Here is a 19,259-nt window from a genome sequence, read left to right on the forward strand (position 1 = left end):
ACCGAGCTTACAGGGATGTACTTGCAGCGCCCCCCGCAATCTCGCCCCTCCCCGCCAAACCCTCAGACCCGCTGTTGCCGTTGCCGTTGCTCCGGCTTCAAAGGCGGGTGCAGGGCCGCAGGCCCTGCAATCCCTTTACTTCACCCGCAGGCGGCTGTGCCGGAACCCGTAGCAGAAATAGATCACGAAACCGACGAACGTCCACACCCCCATCAGCATCCAGTTGTGCATCGTCATCGCCGACAGCAGGGCAAGGCAACTCAGCACGCCCAGGCTGCAGATCAGCCACGCCATCGGCATGCGGAACGGGCGCGGCAGGTCCGGCTGGGTACGGCGCAGGATCAGCACGCCGGCGCAGACTGCGGCGAACGCGATCAGCGTGCCCATCGAGGTCAGCTCGCCCAGGATGTCCAGCGGGAACAGCGCCGCCAGCAGCGCGATGCCGATGCCGGTGATCACGGTGTTGATGTGCGGAGTGCGGTACTTCGGGTGGATCCTGGTGAACACCGGCGGCAGCAGGCCGTCGCGACCCATGATCATGAAGATGCGCGGCTGGCCGATGATCATCACCAGCACCACCGAGGACAGGCCGACCAGCGCGCCGACCTCGACCACCCAGCGCAGCCAGCCCAGCTGCGGATGCGCGGCCACGGCAGTCACCACCGGCTCGTCGGTGCCGAGCAGCTGGAACGGCACCAGGCCGGTCATCACCGCAGCCATCGCGATGTACAGCACGGTGCAGATCACCAGCGACAGCATCATGCCGAACGGCATGTCACGCTGCGGATTCTTCGATTCCTGCGCCGCCACCGACACCGCTTCGAAGCCGATGTAGGCGAAGAACACCATCGCCGCGCCACGCAGTACGCCTTCCATGCCGTACTTGCCAGGCCCTTCGTTGGCGGGAATGAACGGGGTCCAGTTGCTGGTGTCCACATACTTCCAGCCGACCACGATGACCAGCAGGATCAGGCCGGTCTTGAGCACGACCATCGCCATGTTCATCGCCGAGGACTTGCTGATGCCGACGTAGCACAGCCAGGTCAGCAGCAGTACCAGCGCAGCGGCCGGCAGGTTGGCGATCGCGCCGGTGGGGCGCAGCTGTGCATCGAGTGGGGCGCTGACCAGCGCCGCCGGTAGATGGATGTCGAACTGGCTGAGCAGGCTCAGGAAATAGCCGGTCCAGCTGACCGCGACCGCCGAGGCGGAGACGCCGTACTCGAGCACCAGCATCCAGCCGATGAACCAGGCCGAGAGCTCGCCGAAGGTGGCGTAGGTGTAGGTGTAGGCGCTGCCGGAGACCGGCACCATCGAGGCGAATTCGGCATAGGCCAGTGCGCAGAAGGCGCAACAGATGGCGGCCAGTACGAACGACAGCATGATGGCCGGGCCGGCGTGGTTGGCGGCGGCCTGGCCGGTGATGACGAAGATGCCGCCGCCGATCACCGCGCCGATACCGAGGGCAGTCAGGCCCCAGGGGCCGAGGTGGCGGCGCAGGCTCAGGCCGTTGGCCTCTTCATGGGCGGCATGCGGGTGCTTGGTGGCCCACAGTTGCTTGAACATGTGTGGTGGTCTTGTCGAAGCGCGCCACGGGCGGCGCGCGGGGAAAACGGACGGGCCGGCGCGAGGCCGGCCCGTAGGCGGATCAGGGCGACTTGGCAAGCTTGCTGTTGCGGATGCCGTAGCCCAGGTAGATCAGCAGGCCGAGCAGGGTCCAGCCAACGAACAGGTGCCAATGCACCACGAACGCCTGCCAGAACAGGAACAGGCAGGTGGCAGCGCCGAGCGGGCAGATGATCCAGACCATCGGCACGCGGAACGGGCGGTGCAGGTCCGGCTTGGTATAGCGCAGCACCAGCACGCCGACGCAGACGGTGGCGAAGGCCAGCAGGGTGCCCATCGAGACGAGTTCGCCGAGCACGTTCAGCGGCACCAGGCCGGCCAGCGCGGCAGCGATCACGCCGACCACGATGGTGGCGACGTACGGGGTGCGGAAGCGGGCGTGGACCTTGCCGAAGAACTTCGGCAGCAGGCCGTCGCGGGAGATGGTGTAGGCGATGCGGGTCTGGCCCATCATCATCACCAGCACCACCGAGGACAGGCCGGCGATGGCGCCGATTTCCACGAACGTCTTCAGCCAGGACAGGGTCGGGTAGGGCTCCAGCGCGGTGGCCACCGGCTTGTCGGTGCCCAGCAGGTGGTACGGCATCATGCCGGTCAGCACCGCACAGACGATGATGTAGACGAGGGTGCACACGGCCAGCGAGCCGAGCAGGCCAATCGGCATGTTGCGCTGCGGGTCCTTGGTTTCACCGGCGGCGGTGGAGACCGCATCGAAGCCGATGTAGGCGAAGAACACGATGGTGGCCGCGCGGAACACGCCGCTCCAGCCGAACTCACCCGGCACGCCGGTGTTTTCCGGGATGAACGGCTGCCAGTTGGCCGGGTCGATGTGGGCCGCGCCGATACCGATGAACAGGCAGATGACGGTGACCTTGATCGCCACGATGATCGCATTGACGAAGGCCGACTGGGTCACGCCCACGTACAGCAGGCCGGACACCGCTGCCACGATCAGCACCGCTGGCAGGTTGAACAGCTTGCCGGAGGCGATGAACTCGCTGCCTGTCCAGGCGATGGGCGCGGCACTGAGTGCATCCGGGAACGGCATGTGCAGCGTAGTGGTGATGAAGCTGATCAGGTACGCCGACCAGCCCACCGCGACCGAGGCCGAAGCGAACAGGTATTCCAGCACCAGGCACCAGCCGATGAACCAGGCCATGCCTTCGCCGAGGGTGGCGTAGGAGTAGGAGTAGGCGCTGCCGGAGACCGGCATCATCGCCGCGAACTCGGCGTAGCACAGGCCCGCCAGGGCGCAGGCGAAACCGGCGATCACGAACGACAGCATGACTGCCGGGCCCGCGTGGTTGGCCGCGGCCTGGCCGGTCAGCACGAAGATACCTGCGCCGATCACCGCACCCACGCCGAGCAGGATGAGGTGTTTAGCCGTGAGGGTCCGTTTCAACGTGGCTTCGCCGTCCAGGCTGCCTTCGATGGGTTCGCCGGCATCGACGTGCCCGGCCGGTTCAACCGGCTTGACCCTCAACAGAGCTTTCAGCATGCAGTACTTCCTAGTGATCGGATGGGGTGGGACGCCGATACGTTGCCGGCAACCCTGGAATGGTGAAGGCCGCGCGAACGGCCCGCTGTACCTTAGCCAAAGCTGAAGCCAACGCACAAGCGCAATCGCAACAATGAACGGCGATAATGAGCAGTATTTTTCCAGACCGCCCCCATTCATGCGCCAGACCGCCGAAACCCTTGCCGTGCTTGACGATCGCCTGCGCGACCTGTTGCGGGACTACGCCCGCCGTGAGCCCGCCCACGACGCACTGGCTGCCGAATTCGGCACATTGCTGGATGATCCGGAAGACCCGTTCCGGCGTGAACGGCTTGCCGGCCACTTCACCGCCAGCTGCTGGCTGGTCAGTGCCGATGGCCAGCGCCTGCTGCTGACCCATCACCGCAAGCTGCAACGCTGGCTGCAGCTGGGCGGCCACGCCGACGGTGACCGCGACCTGGCCCAGGTGGCACTGAAGGAAGCCGAGGAGGAGTCGGGCCTGAGCGGCCTGGTGCTGGAAGATCCGGCCATCTTCGATCTGGACAAGCACTGGATCCCGGAGCGCAAGGACGTGCCGGGGCACTGGCACTACGACGTGCGTTTCGTGATCCGCGCGCTGGGTGGCGAAGCCTTCGTGCTCAGCGAGGAGTCACTCGACCTGGCATGGCGGCCGGTGACCGAAGTCGCGTCCGATCCGGAATCGGACGAGTCCATGCAGCGCATGGCGCGCCGGTGGCTGGCACGTTGAGGTAAAAAGGGGACGGAGGGGATTAAGTCGTTTATAGCGCATGTGCCGCAAACGACTTAATCCCCTCCGTCCCCTTTTTTCAATACAGGATGCGTGTCCGCAGCGTGCCCGGAATCGCGGCCAGCTCGTCGCGCACGGCGGCGGCCTGTTCCTCGCTGGCGGTGATGTCGATCACCACGTAGCCCACCTTCGGGTCGGTGCGCAGGAACTGGCCGTCGATGTTGACGTTGTGGCGCGAGAAGATCTCGTTGACCTTGGACAGCACGCCCGGCACGTTCTGGTGGATGTGCAGCAGGCGCAGGCTGTCTTCGTGTTCGGGCAGGGTCACTTCCGGGAAGTTGACCGCCGACAGGGTGCTGCCGTTGTCGCTGTAGCGCACCAGCTTGGCCGCCACCTCCACGCCGATGTTGTCCTGCGCCTCCAGCGTGCTGCCGCCCACGTGCGGGGTCAGGATCACATTGTCGTGGCGGGTCAGCGGCGATTCGAAGATATCGCCATTGCCCTTCGGCTCGACCGGGAACACGTCCAGCGCGGCGCCACCGACGTGGCCGCTGGCCAGCGCCGCGTCCAGCGCATCGATGTCGACCACGGTGCCGCGCGCGGCGTTGATCAGGTGCGCGCCCTTGCGCATCTTCGCCAGCTCGGTGCTGCCGATCATCCACTGCGTGGCCGGGGTCTCCGGCACATGCAGGGTGACGATGTCGGCGCGGGCCAGCAGGTCGTCCAGGCTGGCCGCAGCACGCGCATTGCCCAGCGCCAGCTTGGTTTCCACGTCGTGGAAGATCACCTGCATGCCCAGCGATTCGGCCAGCACGCCGACCTGGGTGCCGATGTGGCCATAGCCGATGATGCCCAGGGTCTTGCCACGCACCTCATGGCTGCCGCTGGCCGACTTCGACCAGCCGCCGCGATGGCACTCGGCATTCTTCTGCGGAATGCCACGGGTCAGCATGATGGCCTCGGCAATCACCAGCTCGGCCACGCTGCGGGTGTTCGAATAGGGCGCGTTGAACACCGGGATGCCGGCCAGCTCGGCCGCGTCCAGGTCGACCTGGTTGGTGCCGATGCAGAAGCAGCCCACCGCGATCAGGCGCTTGGCCTCGGCCAGCACCTCGGCGCTGAGCTGGGTGCGCGAGCGGATGCCGACGATGTGCGCCTCGGCGATGCGCGCCTTCAGTTCGTCCTCGGGCAGCGCCTTGGTGTGCGCCTCGATCTGGCTGTAGCCGGCGGCGCTGAACACCTCCACGGCGGTCTGGCTGACCCCCTCCAGCAACAGCACGCGGATATCCTGCTTGGGGAACGAGGTCTTCTTCGGCGACATGGGGCGACACGGCCAGTGGGACAGGGGCTGACCACTATGCCAGATCGAAGCGCCCATGGTGCAGTGCGCAATTGGTTGCATCCGTAGCTATCTGCAGCGCGGCAGGGCTGGACGCTGGCGCGTGCCGCTGGCACGCTTGCCCGTTCTTCACGCCCCGCGCTGGACCGTCATGACCGATTCCCGCATTGCCTCGCTGCAGCAGGCCTGTCCCGGCCTGAAGCTGAAGACCGACCCGGCCGACCTGGAGCATTACGGACGCGACTGGACCCGGCGCTGGACGCCGGCGCCGCTGGCGATCGCACTGCCGGCCACGGTCGAGGAAGTGCAGGCGGTAATGCGCTGGAGCGCAGGTGAGGGCGTGGCCGTGGTGCCGTCCGGTGGCCGCACAGGCCTTTCCGGGGGCGCGGTGGCCGCCAACGGCGAGCTGGTGCTCAGCCTGGAACGTATGAACAAGGCGCTGGCCTACGACGCGGTCGATCGCACCCTGGTGGTGCAGGCCGGCATGCCGCTGGAAGCCGTGCACAACGCCGCGCTGGACCACGGCCTGATCTACCCGGTGGATTTCGCCGCGCGCGGGTCGTGCACGATCGGCGGCAACATCGCCACCAATGCCGGCGGCATCCGTGTGATCCGCTACGGCAATACCCGCGAGTGGATCGCCGGACTGAAGGTGGTCACCGCCAGTGGCGAGTTGCTGGAGCTCAACAAGGGCCTGATCAAGAACTCCAGCGGCTATGACTTCCGCCAGCTGCTGATCGGTTCGGAAGGCACGCTGGGCGTGATCGTCGAAGCGACGGTGAAGCTGACCGATCCGCCGCCGGCCAGCAACGTGATGCTGCTGGCGCTGCCCAGCTTCGAAGTGCTGATGCAGGTATTCGCCGCGTTCCGCGCGCGGCTGCAGCTGCAGGCCTTCGAATTCTTCACTGATCGCGCGCTGGAGCACGTGCTGGCGCATGGTGCGCAGGCACCGTTCGACGAGGTGCACCCGTATTACGTGGTCACCGAGTTCGCCGCCAACGACGAAGCGCAGGAAGCGGCGGCGATGGCGGCCTTCGAGGACTGCATGGGCAACGGCTGGGTCAGCGACGGCGTGATCAGTGCCAGCGATGCCCAGGCCGCCCAGTTGTGGCGCCTGCGCGAAGGCATCACCGAATCGCTGGCGCGCTACAAGCCCTACAAGAACGACGTCTCGGTGCGGATCTCGGCGATGCCGGCGTTCCTGGCCGAGACCCAGGCATTGATCGGGCAGGCCTACCCGCACTTCGATGTGGTGTGGTTCGGTCATATCGGTGACGGCAACCTGCACATCAACGTGCTCAAGCCCGATGACACCAGCGACGCCGATTTCGTGGCGCAGTGCGAGCATGTGACCAAGCTGCTGGCGCAGGTGCTGGCCCGGTTCGATGGCAGCATCTCGGCTGAACACGGCATCGGCCTGGTCAAGAAGGGCTACCTGGACAGCACCCGCGGCCCGGCCGAGATCGCCCTGATGAAGGCGGTCAAACGTGCGTTCGATCCCCAAGCGCGGCTGAATCCCGGCAAGCTGTTCGACGTTTGAGCCGGGCAAATCCTTCACGCACCCGTTACGCTCCACGCATCCTCACAACCGGCTTCGAACCGATGACCCGTCCGCTTCTGCTGCTCGCCCTGCTGTCCCTGCCGCTGGCCGGCTTCGCTTCCAGCTTCGCCGGCACCTCGGCCGGTTCCGCCACCGGTGCATCGTCGGGCTCTTCGGCCAGCAGCTCGGGCGACGACAAGGTGGTGCAGGCCGCACGCGACGATGCCGCCGCGTTCATCGCCAGCGACGGCCAGATCCGTGGCGCCCGCCTGCAGGCCGCGCTGGTCCACCTGCGTGAGCAGAGCGCTGCCGCGCAGCAGCAGAGCGACCTGGAACTGGCCCGCGCGCTGCTGGCGCGTTGATCCCGGGTAGTGCCGGCCGCTGGCTGGCAACGCCATGACATCTGCACGGAACGCAGCCAGGCATGGCCTGGCTCTACTGCTGGCCGTTCCGGCCGCACATGCCAGCAGCGACCTGCGCCTGGATCCGGAAGGGCTGAGCCCTGCACAGCAGCAGGTGGCGATGCAGACCCTGGCCGACGTGCAGTCCCTGCTGCCAGATGGCCTGCTGCGCTCACTGCCAGCACACGTGCAGGTGCGCTGGAGCGACCACCTGCCGGCCGATGTGCACGGTCGCGCTTTCGCCGGCCGCATCGACCTGCGTCGCGAGCTGCTGGATGATGCCGTGCCCGGCGCACGCCGTGCACGACGCAGCGCGCTGGTGCATGAACTGACCCATGTTGCAGACCGTAGCGGCGCGAACTGGTCGCGCAGTGCGCGCTGGCGCGACCTGGCCGGATGGCAGCGCAAGCCCTGGCATCTCGGCCGTGGTGGCAACGACTTCCGTGACCGTAGTCCGGATGCCTATGAACTGAAGGATCCGGCCGAGTACCTGGCAGTGAACGCCGAGCATTTCGTGCTCGACAGCGAGTTTGCCTGCCGGCGCCCGGCGCTGGCGCAGTGGTACCAGGCCCATTTCGGAACCCCGCCATCGCTGCCGCAGTCGCACTGCGCGGCCACGTTGCCATTGCTGCAGGCCGAATCGGAAGAGGGTGCGGCATCGCTGCTGCAGCTCGATCCTTCGCGCGTCTACGCCGTGGACTACCTGTTCGCCGAAGGCAGTGCGCAGCCGATGAGCCGCTTGGGGCACAGCATGCTGCGGCTGGTGATCTGCCGGCCGGGCCGTGCGCCGGGGCCGGACTGCCGCCTGGACCTGGAGCACCACCGCGTGCTGTCGTTCCGCGCATTCGTGGGTGATGTGCAGATTTCCAACTGGCGTGGCCTGACCGGCGGCTATCCCTCGCGGCTGTTCGTGCTGCCGCTGCAGCAGGTGGTGGACGAGTACACCAAGGTGGAACTGCGTGGGTTGCAGTCGCTGCCGTTGCAGTTGTCGCCCGGCGAGATCGCCGGCCTGCTCGAGCGCACTGCACAGGTGCACTGGAGCTACGACGGGCGCTATTACTTCGTCAGCAACAACTGCGCGGTGGAAACCGCAAGGCTGCTGCAGGCGGGCGTGCCGCGCCTGGGGGAGGCCGGGCTGGCCCAGCTGAGTCCGCGCGGGTTGAAGCGTCGGCTGGCGCGATTGCAGGTACTGGATGAGCAGGTGCTGGCTGATCGGGATTCCGCGCAGGCGCAGGGCTACTACTTCGCCTCGGCACGCGACCATTACCAGCAGTTGTTCGATGTGGCGGCTTCGCAGCTGGATCTGCCGGTGCGCGATGTGCGCGCCTGGCTGAAGCTGCCCGCACAGCAGCGTGCGCCCTGGCTGCTGCAGGGTGACCTGCGTGCCAGCGCCGGGCTGCTGCTGCTGGAACAGGCTGCGCAACGCCGCGCCGAACTGCGCGCGCGCGATGTGCTGAAACGGCGCCTGCTGGCGGCACCGGACAGTGCCGAGACGCGCGGCCTGCGCCAGCTGCTGGAGCAGGGTGGGCAATGGCTGCGCCCGGGTACGCTGCTGGTCGACGATGGCTACGGGTTGCCGCTTGCCGATGAGCAGGCGCTGTTGTCCGAGGTCGTGGCCACCGCCAGTGCGCAGGCGGTGCCGGCGTGGCAGGCGCTGCGCGTACAGCTGCGCCAGACGCTGCCGGCGCCGCAGCGCGACGAAATGGATGCGATCGACGCCAATCTGACCACACTCGGCGCGCACCTGCGCGAACAGGCCAGGCTGCCGGCTACTGGCGCGGAAGCTCGATGACGAAGCGGCTGCCGCCGGCGCTGCCGGGCGTGCAGTAGACGCGCCCGCCATGTGCATCGGCGATGGCCTTGACCACCGCCAGGCCCAGCCCGCTGCCGCCGCCCTGGCGCGAGCGCGAGCCGTCGGCGCGCATGAACGGAGTGAAGATGTCGGTGTGAAGTTCCGGGTCGATGCCCGGGCCTTCGTCCTCGATCGCCACCTGCACGTGTCCGGGCGTGTCGTGCACGGCAATCCGCACCTTGCCCGGGCTGGCGTAGCGACGCGCATTCTCCAGCAGTGCCAGCAGGGCCTGGCGCAAGCGTGTCGGGTCACAGTGCGCGTTGTATTCCTCGCGGCTGGTTTCCAGCTCCAGCACGAAGCCGGCGGCGCGGAACTGCGGGTCGACCAGGGTCATCACCGAATGCACTTCGGCCACCACGTCGGTGCGCGCGCGGCGTACGTCCAACCGCGCGTTGTCGGACAGGCTCAACACGCGCAGATCCTCGATCAGGCGTGAGAGGCCTTCGACCTGTGCCAGCAGGCTGCGGAACTGGGATTCGTCTGGCTGGAACACGCCCTCGGCCAGCCCCTGCAGGCGACCACGCAGGATCGTCACCGGAGTCCTTAGTTCATGGGCAATGGCCGCATGCCACATCGCGCGCTCGCTCTCCATGTGCTGCAGGCGGCGCGCCATCGCATTGAAATCCTCGACCAGGGTGGCCACTTCGCCGGGCGAGTTTTCCTGGGCGCTGGCGCGCGCACCGAGGTCGCCGCCGGCAAGCGCGCGCACGCTGTCGACCAGCGAATTCAACGGCGACAGGATGCGGTGGGCAAGGCGGAACGAGGCGGCGATGGCCAGTGCCAGGCCGGTCAGGATCACCCCGACCATCCATGCCAGCTCCGGCCCGGTCGGCAGCCAGCTTTCCGGCTCTTCGGCACTGCCGGGGAAGAACTCGACCAGCACCGCGTACAGCAGCCACGATGACAGGATCATCATCACGATGACGCCGATCACCATCAGCGACATCGAGACGATGATGTGGCGACTGAGCCCGGAGCGGCGCAGGCGGGCCATCAGCGGTCGGCCATCAACCGGTAGCCGACACCGCGCACGCTGGCCGGAACATTGACCATGCCCACTTCATCCAGCTTGCGGCGCAGCTTGCTGACATGGCTGTCGACCGTGCGCTCCAGCGCCTCGCTTTCCGGCAGGCATTCGTGCATCAGTTCGCTGCGGCTGAAGATGCGGGTCGGCGCCAGCGCCATGCAGTGCAGCAGCTTGAACTCGGTGAGGGTGAGCAGCACTTCGTGGCTGTAGCCGTCGCCTTCCACATGCACGGCATGGGTGGCCGAGTCGATCAGCAACGGGCCCGCGCGCAGTGCGGTCGGTGCGTCCACGCGCGAGCCACGCAGCGTACGCCGCAGCACGGCGCGCACGCGCGCTGCCACTTCGGCTGGATTGAACGGCTTGACCACGTAGTCGTCGGCGCCCATGCGCAGCGCAGTCAGCTTGTCCAGGTCCTGGTCCAGCGCGGTCAGCATGATCACCGGCGTTTCGCCGCGCTGGCGCAGCTGGGTCAGTACGCTCCAGCCATCCAGCCGCGGCAGTTGTACGTCGAGCAGGACCAGGTCGGGGCGGGCGCTGCGGTGCAGGTCCAGTGCACTGTGGCCATCGGCGGCACGCAGGGTGCGTAGTCCTTCGCGTTCCAGGTAGGCGGTAAGAATATCGGCGATCTCGGCCTCATCCTCGACGATCAGGACGAGGGCGGCGAGGGCAGGGGAGGCATGCATGCAGGGGCGGGGCCTTAAGGTGCTTGCCTCCATCGTATCTCCACAGTTCCTCCATCGAAACCCCATCATCGCCCCGCAGACTGCACGCTTCAGAACCTATCAGCCGCCCGCGCGGCATTGTGCACAGCAATGAGAACCTTCAGGACTCCGGTCGCGTTGATCGCGGCCCTCGCCCTGGCCATGACGGCCTGCTCCGCCCCCGAAGCCACGCCCGAAGCGACACCGCGCGTCAGCGTGGTCACGGTCGGCCCGCAGGTCGTACAGCGCGATGACGAACTGCCCGGCCGCGTGGCCGCCGTACGCACCGCACAGATCCGTGCCCAGGTGGGCGGCATCGTGCAGCGCCGGCTGTTTGAGCAGGGTGCGGAAGTGCGCGCCGGCCAGGCCCTGTTCCAGATCGATCCGGCGGCGTTCCGTGCCGATGTCGACTCGGCACTGGCCGCGCTGCAGCGCAGTGAGGCCGCCTTGGGCCGCAGCCGCGTGCAGTCGCAGCGCCTGCATGCGCTGGCGGCCGCGCAGGCGGTCAGCCAGCAGCACCGCGACGATGCCAGTGCCGAGTACGAACAGGCCCGTGCCGCGGTGAACGAGGCGCGCGCGATCCTGGCCCGCCGCCAGCTCGACCTGCGCTATGCCACGGTCAGTGCACCGATTGCCGGTCGCATCGACCAGGCGCTGGTGACCGAAGGTGCACTGGTCGGCGTGGCCGATGCCGAGCCGATGGCGGTGGTGCAGCAGATCGACCAGGTCTACGTCGATGTGCGCCAGCCAGCGGCGCAGCTCGAGTCGCTGCAACGCAGTGCCGGTGGCGGCGAGCTGCCGGTGACGATCATCGGTGCGGCCGGCAAGCCGCTGCCCGAACGTGGCCAGATGCTGTTCTCCGGTATCAATGTCGATGCGCGCACCGGTGATGTGATCCTGCGTATCCTGGTCGACAACCCGCAGCGCCAGCTGCTGCCCGGCATGTACGTGCGCGCGAAGGTGCCGCGGGGTGCGCCGGCCAGCGCACTGACCGTGCCGCAGCAGGCCGTGCTGCGCAGTGCCGGTGGCCAGGCCTATGCCTGGGTGATCGGTGGCGATGGCAAGGCGGTGATCCGCACGCTGGAAGTGGACGGTAGTGTCGATCGCCAATGGCTGGTGCGCACCGGCCTGAAGGCGGGCGAAAAGGTGGTGGTCGAAGGCCAGGAACGCCTGCAGGAAGGCGTGGTGGTCGATGCGCGCGATTGGCAGATGCCGGTCGCCAGCGCCGGCGCGGTGCAGGCCGGCAGCAAGGGCTGAGCCTCTACCGGGCCGGTCCCTCCAGGAAAATCCAACATGGCACGTTTCTTCATCGATCGCCCGGTGTTCGCCTGGGTGCTGGCGATCTTCATCATCCTGGCCGGTGTGCTGGCGATCCCGCGGCTGGCGGTGGAGCGCTATCCGGCGGTTGCCCCGCCCAGCGTCAGCATCTATGCCAGTTACCCGGGTGCGAGCCCGCAGACGCTGAATGACGCGGTGGTCGGCCTGATCGAGCGCGAGCTGTCCAGCGTCAAGCACCTGCTATACTTCGAGTCGTCGGTGGACACGTCCGGCGAAGCCTCGATCACCGCCACCTTCAAGCCGGGCACCAACCCGGAGCTGGCGCAGGTGGACGTGCAGAACCGGATCAAGGCGATCGAGCCGCGCCTGCCGCGCAGCGTGCGCCAGAACGGCCTGTTCGTGGAGGCCGCCGATTCCGGCTTCCTGATGCTGGTCGGCCTGCGTTCGCCGGATGCCAGCGTCAGCGAGGCCGCACTGGGCGACTTCATGGCGCGCAACATCATCGAGGAGCTGCGCCGCATCGATGGCGTCGGCCGCGTGCAGCTGTTCGGTGCCGAGCAGGCGATGCGCGTGTGGCTGGACCCGACCCGGCTGACCGGCTATGGGCTGACCATGGGTGACGTGGCCGCTGCCATCGAGCAGCAGAACCTGGAGATCTCGCCGGGGCGCATCGGCGATTCTCCGGGTGTTCCGGGCCAGCGCATCACCGTGCCGCTGAGTGCCGATGGCCAGCTGTCCACGCCGGAGCAGTTCGCTGCCATCGTGCTGCGCGCCGGGGCCGACGGCTCGCGGGTGGTGCTGGGCGATGTCGCCCGCGTCGAGCTGGGCGCGCAGAGCTATGCCTGGGGCACCCGCGAGGATGGCCATCCGGCCACCGCCGCCGGCGTGCAGCTGCGTCCTGGCGCGAACGCGGTTCGCACCGCGTCGGCGGTGCGCGAGCGCATGGCCGAGCTGGCGCCGCTGCTGCCGCGCGGCGTGGAATCGAGCATTCCGTTCGACACCGCACCGTTCGTCAAGATCTCGATCCAGAAGGTGGTGCAGACGCTGCTGGAGGCGATGCTGCTGGTGTTCGCAGTGATGTACCTGTTTCTGCAGAACTGGCGCTACACGCTGATTCCGGCACTGGTCGCACCGATCGCGTTGCTGGGCACCTTCGCGGTGATGCTGGCGCTAGGCTTCTCGATCAATGTGCTGACCATGTTCGGCATGGTGCTGGCAATCGGCATCATCGTCGACGACGCCATCGTGGTGGTCGAGGGCGTGGAACGGATCATGGCCGAGGAAGGCCTGCCGCCGCGCGAGGCCACCATCAAGGCGATGCGCGAACTGACCGGTGCGGTGATCGGCATCACCCTGGTGCTGACTGCGGTGTTCATTCCGATGGCGCTGGCCAGCGGCTCGGTGGGCGCGATCTACCGCCAGTTCACCGTGGCGATGGCGGTGTCGATCCTGTTCTCGGCGCTGCTGGCATTGAGCCTGACGCCGGCGCTGTGCGCGACCCTGCTGCGCCCGAACACCCATGGCCACCATGGTCGGGGCGGTCTGTTCGGCGCCTTCAATCGTGGCTTCGAGAAGATGACCGGGCGCTACCAGCGTGGCGTGGCGTCGGTGCTGCAGCGGAGCGGGCGGGTGATGGGCGTGTTCGCCGCGCTGGTGGCGGCGCTGCTGCTGGGCCTGCACTGGCTGCCGGGCGCCTTCCTGCCGGAAGAGGACCAGGGCTACTTCATGACCTCGATCCAGCTGCCGGCCGAAGCCACCGCCGAACGCACGCTGGCCGTGGTCGAAGCCTACGAACGGCACGTGGCGTCACGCCCGGGCATCGGCTCCAACCAGTCGATCCTCGGCTACAGCTTCTCCGGTTCCGGCCCGAGCGCGGCGCTGACCTACACGATGCTGAAGGACTGGGGCGAGCGTGCAGGGGCCACCGCGGCCGGCGAAGTGGAGGCCGCGCAGAAGGCGATGGCGACGATTGCCGAGGGCGAGGTGATGAGCGTAATGCCGCCGGCGATCGACAGCCTGGGCCGTTCGTCCGGCTTCTCGCTGGCCCTGCAGGCGCGTACCGGGCAGAGCCAGGCCGAACTGCGTGCGGCCCTGCAGCAGCTGCTGAAGCTGGCCGAGGCCAGCCCGCTGCTGTCGGAGGTGCATGCCGATGGCCTGCCGGCAGGTACCAGCGTGCGGCTGGACATCGACCGCGCCAAGGCCGAGGCGATGGGCGTGGGGTTCGAGCAGATCAGCAGCACGCTGTCGGCGGCGATGGGCTCGCAGTACGTCAACGACTTCCCCAACAAGGGGCGGCTGCAGCAGGTGATCCTGCAGGCCGATGCACCCCATCGGATGGAGCTGGAGGACGTGCTGAAGCTGTACGTGCGCAACAGCGAAGGCGGCATGGTGGCGTTGTCGGAGCTGGTGACGCCGCACTGGACCGAGGCGCCGCTGCAGCTGCAGCGCTATCTCGGCTTCCCGGCGCTGAACCTGTCCGGTGCACCGGCCTCCGGCGTGTCGACCGGCCAGGCCATGGCGGAGATGGAGCGGTTGGCGGAGAAGCTGCCGTCCGGTTTTGCCCTGCAGTGGACCAGCCAGTCGCTGCAGGAGCGGGAGTCCGGTGCGCAGGCGCCGTGGTTGCTGCTGTTGTCGATGCTGGTGGTGTTCCTGGTGCTGGCGGCACTGTACGAGAGCTGGTCGATCCCGCTGGCGGTGATGCTGGTGGTGCCGCTGGGCCTGCTCGGTGCGGTTGCTGCGGTGCTGTTGCGCGGCATGCCCAACGACGTGTTCTTCAAGGTCGGCATGATCACCGTGATCGGGCTGTCGGCGAAGAACGCGATCCTCATCGTCGAGTTCGCGCGCCAGCTGCAGCAGCAGGGTCGCGGCCTGGTTGAAGCGGCGCTGGAGGCGGCGCGGCTGCGCCTGCGGCCGATCGTGATGACCTCGTTGGCATTCGCGCTGGGCGTCGTGCCGCTGATGCTGGCGCAGGGCGCGTCGAAGGAAACCCAGCAGGCGATTGGAACCGGTGTGTTCGGCGGCATGGTCAGTGCGACGGTGCTGGCGGTGTTCTTCGTGCCGGTCTTCTATGTAGTGGTGCAGGGCGCGCGGCAGTGGATCGCGCAACGCCTGCGCAGGTGCCGGCCGATGCCGGAAGGATCCGTGGATGGAACGGGACATCGTTGAAGACCTGCATGAGCGGCAGTTGGCAGCGCTGGAACAGCGCCTGCGGCAGGCATTGCTGGATGACGACCACGATGCGCTGACCGCGCTGGTATCGCCGGCATTGTTCATGATGGACGGGCAGGGCGGACGCTTGCTCGACCTGCCGTGGCTGGGCGACTGGCTGGCCGGAAACCTGCACGTGCGCAGCCTGCAGTCGTACGCGGTGGAAACGCTGCTGTGCGGACGCCTGGCATTGTTGTCCAGCGACGTGCGCTTGTCGGTGCGCGGGCAGGGCCAGGAGCGCGAGCTGAAACTGCGCCTGCTGCGGGTGTGGACCTGCAGTTCCGGCGAAAGCGGCGCGCAGCTGTTGTCGATGGCGGTACTGGCCGCATGAGTGCGGTCAGGCCGCTTTCAGGCCCCGCTCACCGACAGGTGGTAGGGTCGAGCCTCTCTGTAGTGTCGACAAGGAGTCGAGCCATGCGTGTAGTTCCCAGTCTGTTGGCAGCCTCCCTCGGGTTGGTGCTGGCCGCGTGCCAGCCGGCCCAGCCGCCCGCCGCAGGCGGCAATGACGCCCCGCCTGCCGCGCCGCAGCCGAGCGCCAGCACCGAAGGTGGCAGCGAGACCACGTACCAGTGTGGTGATCTGAGCGTGCGCGCGACCTTCAATGGCGAGGATGCGGCCACGGTGGTGATCGGCGAACGCACCTTCGCCATGAGCTCCGAGCGTGCGGCGTCGGGTGCCAAGTACGGCGATGGCAAGGGCAACAGCTTCTGGACCAAGGGCAGCGATGACGGCCTGTTGAGCCTGAAGGGCGAAGCCGATCGCGAGTGCCATGCGGTCGAAGCCACTGAAGGCGATGGCAGCGCCGGCAATGCCGCGTTCCGTGCCACCGGCAATGAGCCGGGCTGGCTGGCGGTTGTCGACGGCGACACGCCGGGCCTGCAGGTGGAAGTGGATTACGGTGAGCGTCGTTTCGATGTCGCCCAGCCCACCGCAGGTGCTGACGGCTGGAGTGGCAAGGCGTCCGATGGCACCGACGTCAAGCTCAGCTTCCAGCGCACGACCTGCCAGGACGACATGAGTGGCGAGGCGTTCGATGCCAAGGTGAACCTGACCATCGGCACCCGCCAGTACCACGGCTGCGGCAATTTCGGCGCGAAGCAGCCGTAAGCTACCTGTAGAGCCGAGCCACGCTCGGCTGCAGTCCCTGTCCAACGCACAGCAGCCGAGCGTGGGCTCGGTGCTACACGACTGCTACATCCGATGGCCTGCCTGCGGCGAATGCGCCGCAGGCAGGGACAGGCAGCCGATCAGCGCGAGGCGATTAGTCGGCACGGCCCGCGAATTCGCCGGTGGCGGTGTTCACCAGCACGCGTTCGCCGTTGACGATGTACTCCGGCACCATGATCTCGATGCCGGTGTTGAGCTTGGCCGGCTTCGGGCGCTTGGTGGCGGTGCCACCCTTCAGTTCCGGCGGCGTCTCGATCACTTCCAGCACCACCGAGGCCGGCAGCTGGATCGCCACCGGCTGCTCGTCGATGACCTGCACGTAGATGCCGGTCAGGCCGTCGGTGATGTAGCCGGCGTCGTCGCCGATCACGTCCGCATCCAGGGTGTAGGGGGTGTAGTCCTCGTCATCGAGGAAGACGAAGGCGTCGCCGTCCTTGTACGAATAGGTGGACTGGCGGCGCAGCAGTTCGACCTCGACCAGGTTGTCGTCGGCATCGAAGCTGGCGTCGAGCTTGTTGCCGCCCGGCACGCTGTACATGATGAAGCGGAAGCGGACGTTGCCGCCGCGACCCTGCGGCGAGCTGCGCTCGATGTCGCGGATCTGGTACACGCCGTTGTTGTACTCGACGACGTTGCCCTTCTTGATGTCGTTGGCTTTCATGGTGATCTAGGTCGTTGGGGGAGGGCGCCGTCCCGGCGCCCGGGGGGGAATCACTTCGGAGCGAGGCGGGTAGCGCCGTCCAGGCGGATGGTCTCGCCGTTGAGGTAGGTGTTGCCGAGGATGAAGCCGACCAGGCTGGCGAAGTCTTCCGGCTTGCCCAGGCGCGACGGGAACGGAATCGAGGCGGCCAGCGACTGCTGCACGGCCTCAGGCATGCCGTCGACCATCGGTGTCCAGAACACGCCCGGGGCGATGGTGTTGACGCGGATGCCGAAGCGCGACAGTTCGCGCGCCATCGGCAGCGTCATCGAGACCACGCCGCCCTTGCTGGCGGCATACGCGGCCTGGCCGATCTGGCCTTCATAGGCGGCGATGCTGGCGGTGTTGATGATCACGCCGCGCTCGCCGTCGGTGCCGGCCTCGTTGTGCTGCATGCGGTTGGCAGCGGCCTTGGCCACGTTGAAGCTGCCGACCAGGTTCACCATCACCGTGCCCTGGAAGCCGGCCAGCGGCATCGGGCCTTCCTTGCCCAGCACGCGGCCGGCGCCCAGGATGCCGGCGCAGTTCATCGCCACGTTCAGGCCGCCGAGGAAATCGTGGGCCTGGTCGATGGCCGCGGTCACCGCCGCCTCATCGCTGACGTTGACGTTGAAATAGCGGGCCTTGTCGGCACCCAGCCCGGCAATGGCGGCAGCGCCCTTGTCGTCGTTGAGGTCGAACAGGGCCACCTTGCCGCCCTGGGCGACGAGGTGCTGGGCCACGGCCAGGCCGAGGCCGGAGACGCCGCCAGTGATCACGGCACGTACGGAAGACAGCTGCATTGAACGGTCCTGCAGGTTCGAGAACCGCCGATTCTAACGGAAGCCGCGACCGCCGCTGTTGTGCACTGCGCCGCCTTTGCGGGGCGGCGCAGTGCGGCGGTCAACCGGCGGCGGCCAGCGCCTGCCCGGTGCGGCTGGCGGTGGCGCGGCCGAGCAGGCCGGCCAGCCAGCGGCCGGTCTCGGCCAGTGCCGGCAGGTCCACGCCGCTGTCCAGGCCGAGGCCCTGCAGCAGGTAGACCACGTCTTCGCTGGCCACATTGCCGCTGGCGCCCTTGGCATACGGGCAGCCACCGGCACCCGACACCGCACTGTCGACCACGCGCACGCCTGCTTCCAGGCAGGTGGCGATGTTGGCGATGGCCTGGCCGTACGTATCGTGGAAGTGCACGGCCAGTGCTTCCATCGGAATCTCGGCAGCGACCGCCTGCAGCATCGCCCGTGCCTTGCGTGGGGTGCCGACGCCGATGGTGTCGCCCAGCGAAATTTCGTAACAGCCCATCTGGTGCAGGGCGCGTGCAACGCGCACCACATCAGCCAGCGGCACTTCGCCCTGGTAGGGGCAGCCGAGCACGGTGGAGACGTAGCCGCGCACGCGCACGCCATCGGCGGCGGCACGGCGCAGGATCGGCTCGAAGCGCGCCAGCGATTCATCGATGCCGGCATTGGTATTGGTGCGGTTGAATGCCTCGGACGCGGCGGTGAACACCGCTACTTCCTCGACGCCCACCGCACGGGCGCGGTCGTAGCCCTGTTCGTTCGGCACCAGTACCGGGTAGTGGATGCCGGGCCGGCGCTGGATGCCGGCATAGACCTCGGCGGCATCGGCCAGCTGCGGGATCCACTTCGGGCTGACGAAGCTGGTTGCCTCGATGCTGCGCAGGCCGGTGGCCGACAGGCGGTTGATCAGTTCGATCTTGTCGCCGGTGGAGACCGACTGCTTCTCGTTCTGCAGGCCGTCACGCGGCCCGACCTCGACGATGCGGACGTAGTCACTCATGCGGTTGCCCCATTGGCAGGGCGGTGGCAGACCGCCTCGATGTTGTTGCCATCCGGGTCCAGCACGAAGGCGCCGTAGTAGTCCGGGTGATACCACGGGCGCAGGCCCGGGGCGCCGTTGTCGCGGCCACCGGCGGCGAGGGCGGCGGCATGGAAGGCGTCCACCTGGTCGCGGCTGGCGCAGGCGAAGGCCACATGCACGCCATGGCTGGCGGTGCCGCCATTGCCAAGCCAGAAGAACGGCTTGCCGTCGCTGCCGAAGCCGATGTGGTCGTGCGCGCCGGTCTGTTCGGCGGTCACTTCCATCACCACGCCGATCTGCAGTGGCGCCAGTGCCTGCAGGAAGAAGGCCTTGCTGCGCGCCAGGTCGGCGCTGGTCAAACCAAGATGATCGAGCATG

General features: G+C 67.6%; 17 protein-coding genes. 8 read left to right on the forward strand and 9 right to left on the reverse strand.

Annotated features, from left to right (window positions below):
• Positions 1-135: 135 nt before the first annotated feature.
• Entirely contained in the window at positions 136-1,563 is a 1,428-nt protein-coding gene (locus tag AC5P6S_RS18665) for an amino acid permease (protein WP_043035619.1), read from the reverse strand.
• Between the two features lie 82 nt (positions 1,564-1,645).
• On the reverse strand, positions 1,646-3,121 hold the full coding sequence (locus AC5P6S_RS18670) for an amino acid permease (protein ID WP_495204720.1): 1,476 nt from the start codon (positions 3,119-3,121) through the stop codon (positions 1,646-1,648).
• Between the two features lie 133 nt (positions 3,122-3,254).
• On the opposite strand from AC5P6S_RS18670, the gene AC5P6S_RS18675 reads away from it, so the two are divergent.
• Positions 3,255-3,869 carry an NUDIX hydrolase gene (locus AC5P6S_RS18675; RefSeq protein WP_099561856.1) on the forward strand — a complete coding sequence of 205 codons (615 nt, stop codon included), beginning with the start codon at positions 3,255-3,257 and terminating at the stop codon, positions 3,867-3,869.
• Positions 3,870-3,948: 79 nt separating this feature from the next.
• Here AC5P6S_RS18675 and serA read toward each other — a convergent pair whose 3' ends face one another.
• The gene (gene serA, locus AC5P6S_RS18680) at positions 3,949-5,190 is read right to left on the reverse strand and encodes a phosphoglycerate dehydrogenase (RefSeq protein WP_033833465.1); all 1,242 of its coding nucleotides are present in this window, start codon (positions 5,188-5,190) and stop codon (positions 3,949-3,951) included.
• A gap of 169 nt (positions 5,191-5,359) precedes the next feature.
• On the opposite strand from serA, the gene AC5P6S_RS18685 reads away from it, so the two are divergent.
• From AC5P6S_RS18685 to AC5P6S_RS18695, 3 genes are all read left to right on the forward strand, one after another.
• Positions 5,360-6,748, forward strand: a complete 1,389-nt coding sequence (locus tag AC5P6S_RS18685; protein ID WP_024958330.1) for an FAD-binding oxidoreductase — start codon at positions 5,360-5,362, stop codon at positions 6,746-6,748.
• A gap of 62 nt (positions 6,749-6,810) precedes the next feature.
• The gene (locus AC5P6S_RS18690; RefSeq protein ID WP_005409460.1) at positions 6,811-7,110 is read left to right on the forward strand and encodes a DUF2388 domain-containing protein; all 300 of its coding nucleotides are present in this window, start codon (positions 6,811-6,813) and stop codon (positions 7,108-7,110) included.
• Between the two features lie 34 nt (positions 7,111-7,144).
• Positions 7,145-8,941, forward strand: a complete 1,797-nt coding sequence (locus AC5P6S_RS18695; protein ID WP_138969619.1) for a DUF7844 domain-containing protein — start codon at positions 7,145-7,147, stop codon at positions 8,939-8,941.
• Here AC5P6S_RS18695 and AC5P6S_RS18700 read toward each other — a convergent pair.
• Both AC5P6S_RS18700 and AC5P6S_RS18705 read right to left on the reverse strand, forming a co-directional pair.
• Positions 8,919-9,995: an ATP-binding protein gene (locus tag AC5P6S_RS18700; RefSeq protein ID WP_109337572.1), complete on the reverse strand. Its 1,077-nt coding sequence runs from the start codon at positions 9,993-9,995 to the stop codon at positions 8,919-8,921. The two genes, AC5P6S_RS18695 and AC5P6S_RS18700, sit on opposite strands and share 23 nt — an antisense overlap.
• The gene (locus tag AC5P6S_RS18705) at positions 9,995-10,711 is read right to left on the reverse strand and encodes a response regulator (protein WP_005413196.1); all 717 of its coding nucleotides are present in this window, start codon (positions 10,709-10,711) and stop codon (positions 9,995-9,997) included. Before AC5P6S_RS18705 ends, AC5P6S_RS18700 begins: the two co-directional genes overlap by 1 nt.
• Positions 10,712-10,840: 129 nt before the next feature.
• Here AC5P6S_RS18705 and AC5P6S_RS18710 point away from each other — a divergent pair, with 129 nt between their 5' ends.
• The 4 genes from AC5P6S_RS18710 (at position 10,841) to AC5P6S_RS18725 (ending at position 16,321) form a co-directional block, all read left to right on the forward strand.
• Complete coding sequence (locus AC5P6S_RS18710) at positions 10,841-11,986, forward strand: efflux RND transporter periplasmic adaptor subunit (protein ID WP_099523812.1); 1,146 nt, start codon at positions 10,841-10,843, stop codon at positions 11,984-11,986.
• Between the two features lie 36 nt (positions 11,987-12,022).
• Positions 12,023-15,172 carry a multidrug efflux RND transporter permease subunit gene (locus AC5P6S_RS18715; protein ID WP_171956576.1) on the forward strand — a complete coding sequence of 1,050 codons (3,150 nt, stop codon included), beginning with the start codon at positions 12,023-12,025 and terminating at the stop codon, positions 15,170-15,172.
• Complete coding sequence (locus tag AC5P6S_RS18720; protein ID WP_005413199.1) at positions 15,153-15,545, forward strand: nuclear transport factor 2 family protein; 393 nt, start codon at positions 15,153-15,155, stop codon at positions 15,543-15,545. The genes AC5P6S_RS18715 and AC5P6S_RS18720 overlap by 20 nt, the downstream gene beginning before the upstream one ends.
• A gap of 83 nt (positions 15,546-15,628) precedes the next feature.
• Positions 15,629-16,321: a COG3650 family protein gene (locus tag AC5P6S_RS18725; RefSeq protein WP_005413200.1), complete on the forward strand. Its 693-nt coding sequence runs from the start codon at positions 15,629-15,631 to the stop codon at positions 16,319-16,321.
• 154 nt (positions 16,322-16,475) lie between these two features.
• On the opposite strand, the gene yeiP is transcribed toward AC5P6S_RS18725, so the two are convergent.
• The 4 genes from yeiP to AC5P6S_RS18745 form a co-directional block, all read right to left on the reverse strand.
• A complete protein-coding gene (gene yeiP, locus AC5P6S_RS18730) occupies positions 16,476-17,042 on the reverse strand; it encodes an elongation factor P-like protein YeiP (RefSeq protein WP_005409468.1) in 567 nt (188 codons plus the stop codon).
• 50 nt (positions 17,043-17,092) lie between these two features.
• On the reverse strand, positions 17,093-17,863 hold the full coding sequence (locus tag AC5P6S_RS18735) for an SDR family oxidoreductase (protein WP_005409469.1): 771 nt from the start codon (positions 17,861-17,863) through the stop codon (positions 17,093-17,095).
• Between the two features lie 100 nt (positions 17,864-17,963).
• Positions 17,964-18,860: a hydroxymethylglutaryl-CoA lyase gene (locus AC5P6S_RS18740; RefSeq protein ID WP_012480063.1), complete on the reverse strand. Its 897-nt coding sequence runs from the start codon at positions 18,858-18,860 to the stop codon at positions 17,964-17,966.
• Complete coding sequence (locus tag AC5P6S_RS18745) at positions 18,857-19,258, reverse strand: VOC family protein (RefSeq protein ID WP_005409471.1); 402 nt, start codon at positions 19,256-19,258, stop codon at positions 18,857-18,859. Before AC5P6S_RS18745 ends, AC5P6S_RS18740 begins: the two co-directional genes overlap by 4 nt.
• Position 19,259: the final 1 nt, after the last annotated feature.

It is taken from the genome of Stenotrophomonas sp. YJH_SMC_119 (assembly GCF_059368315.1).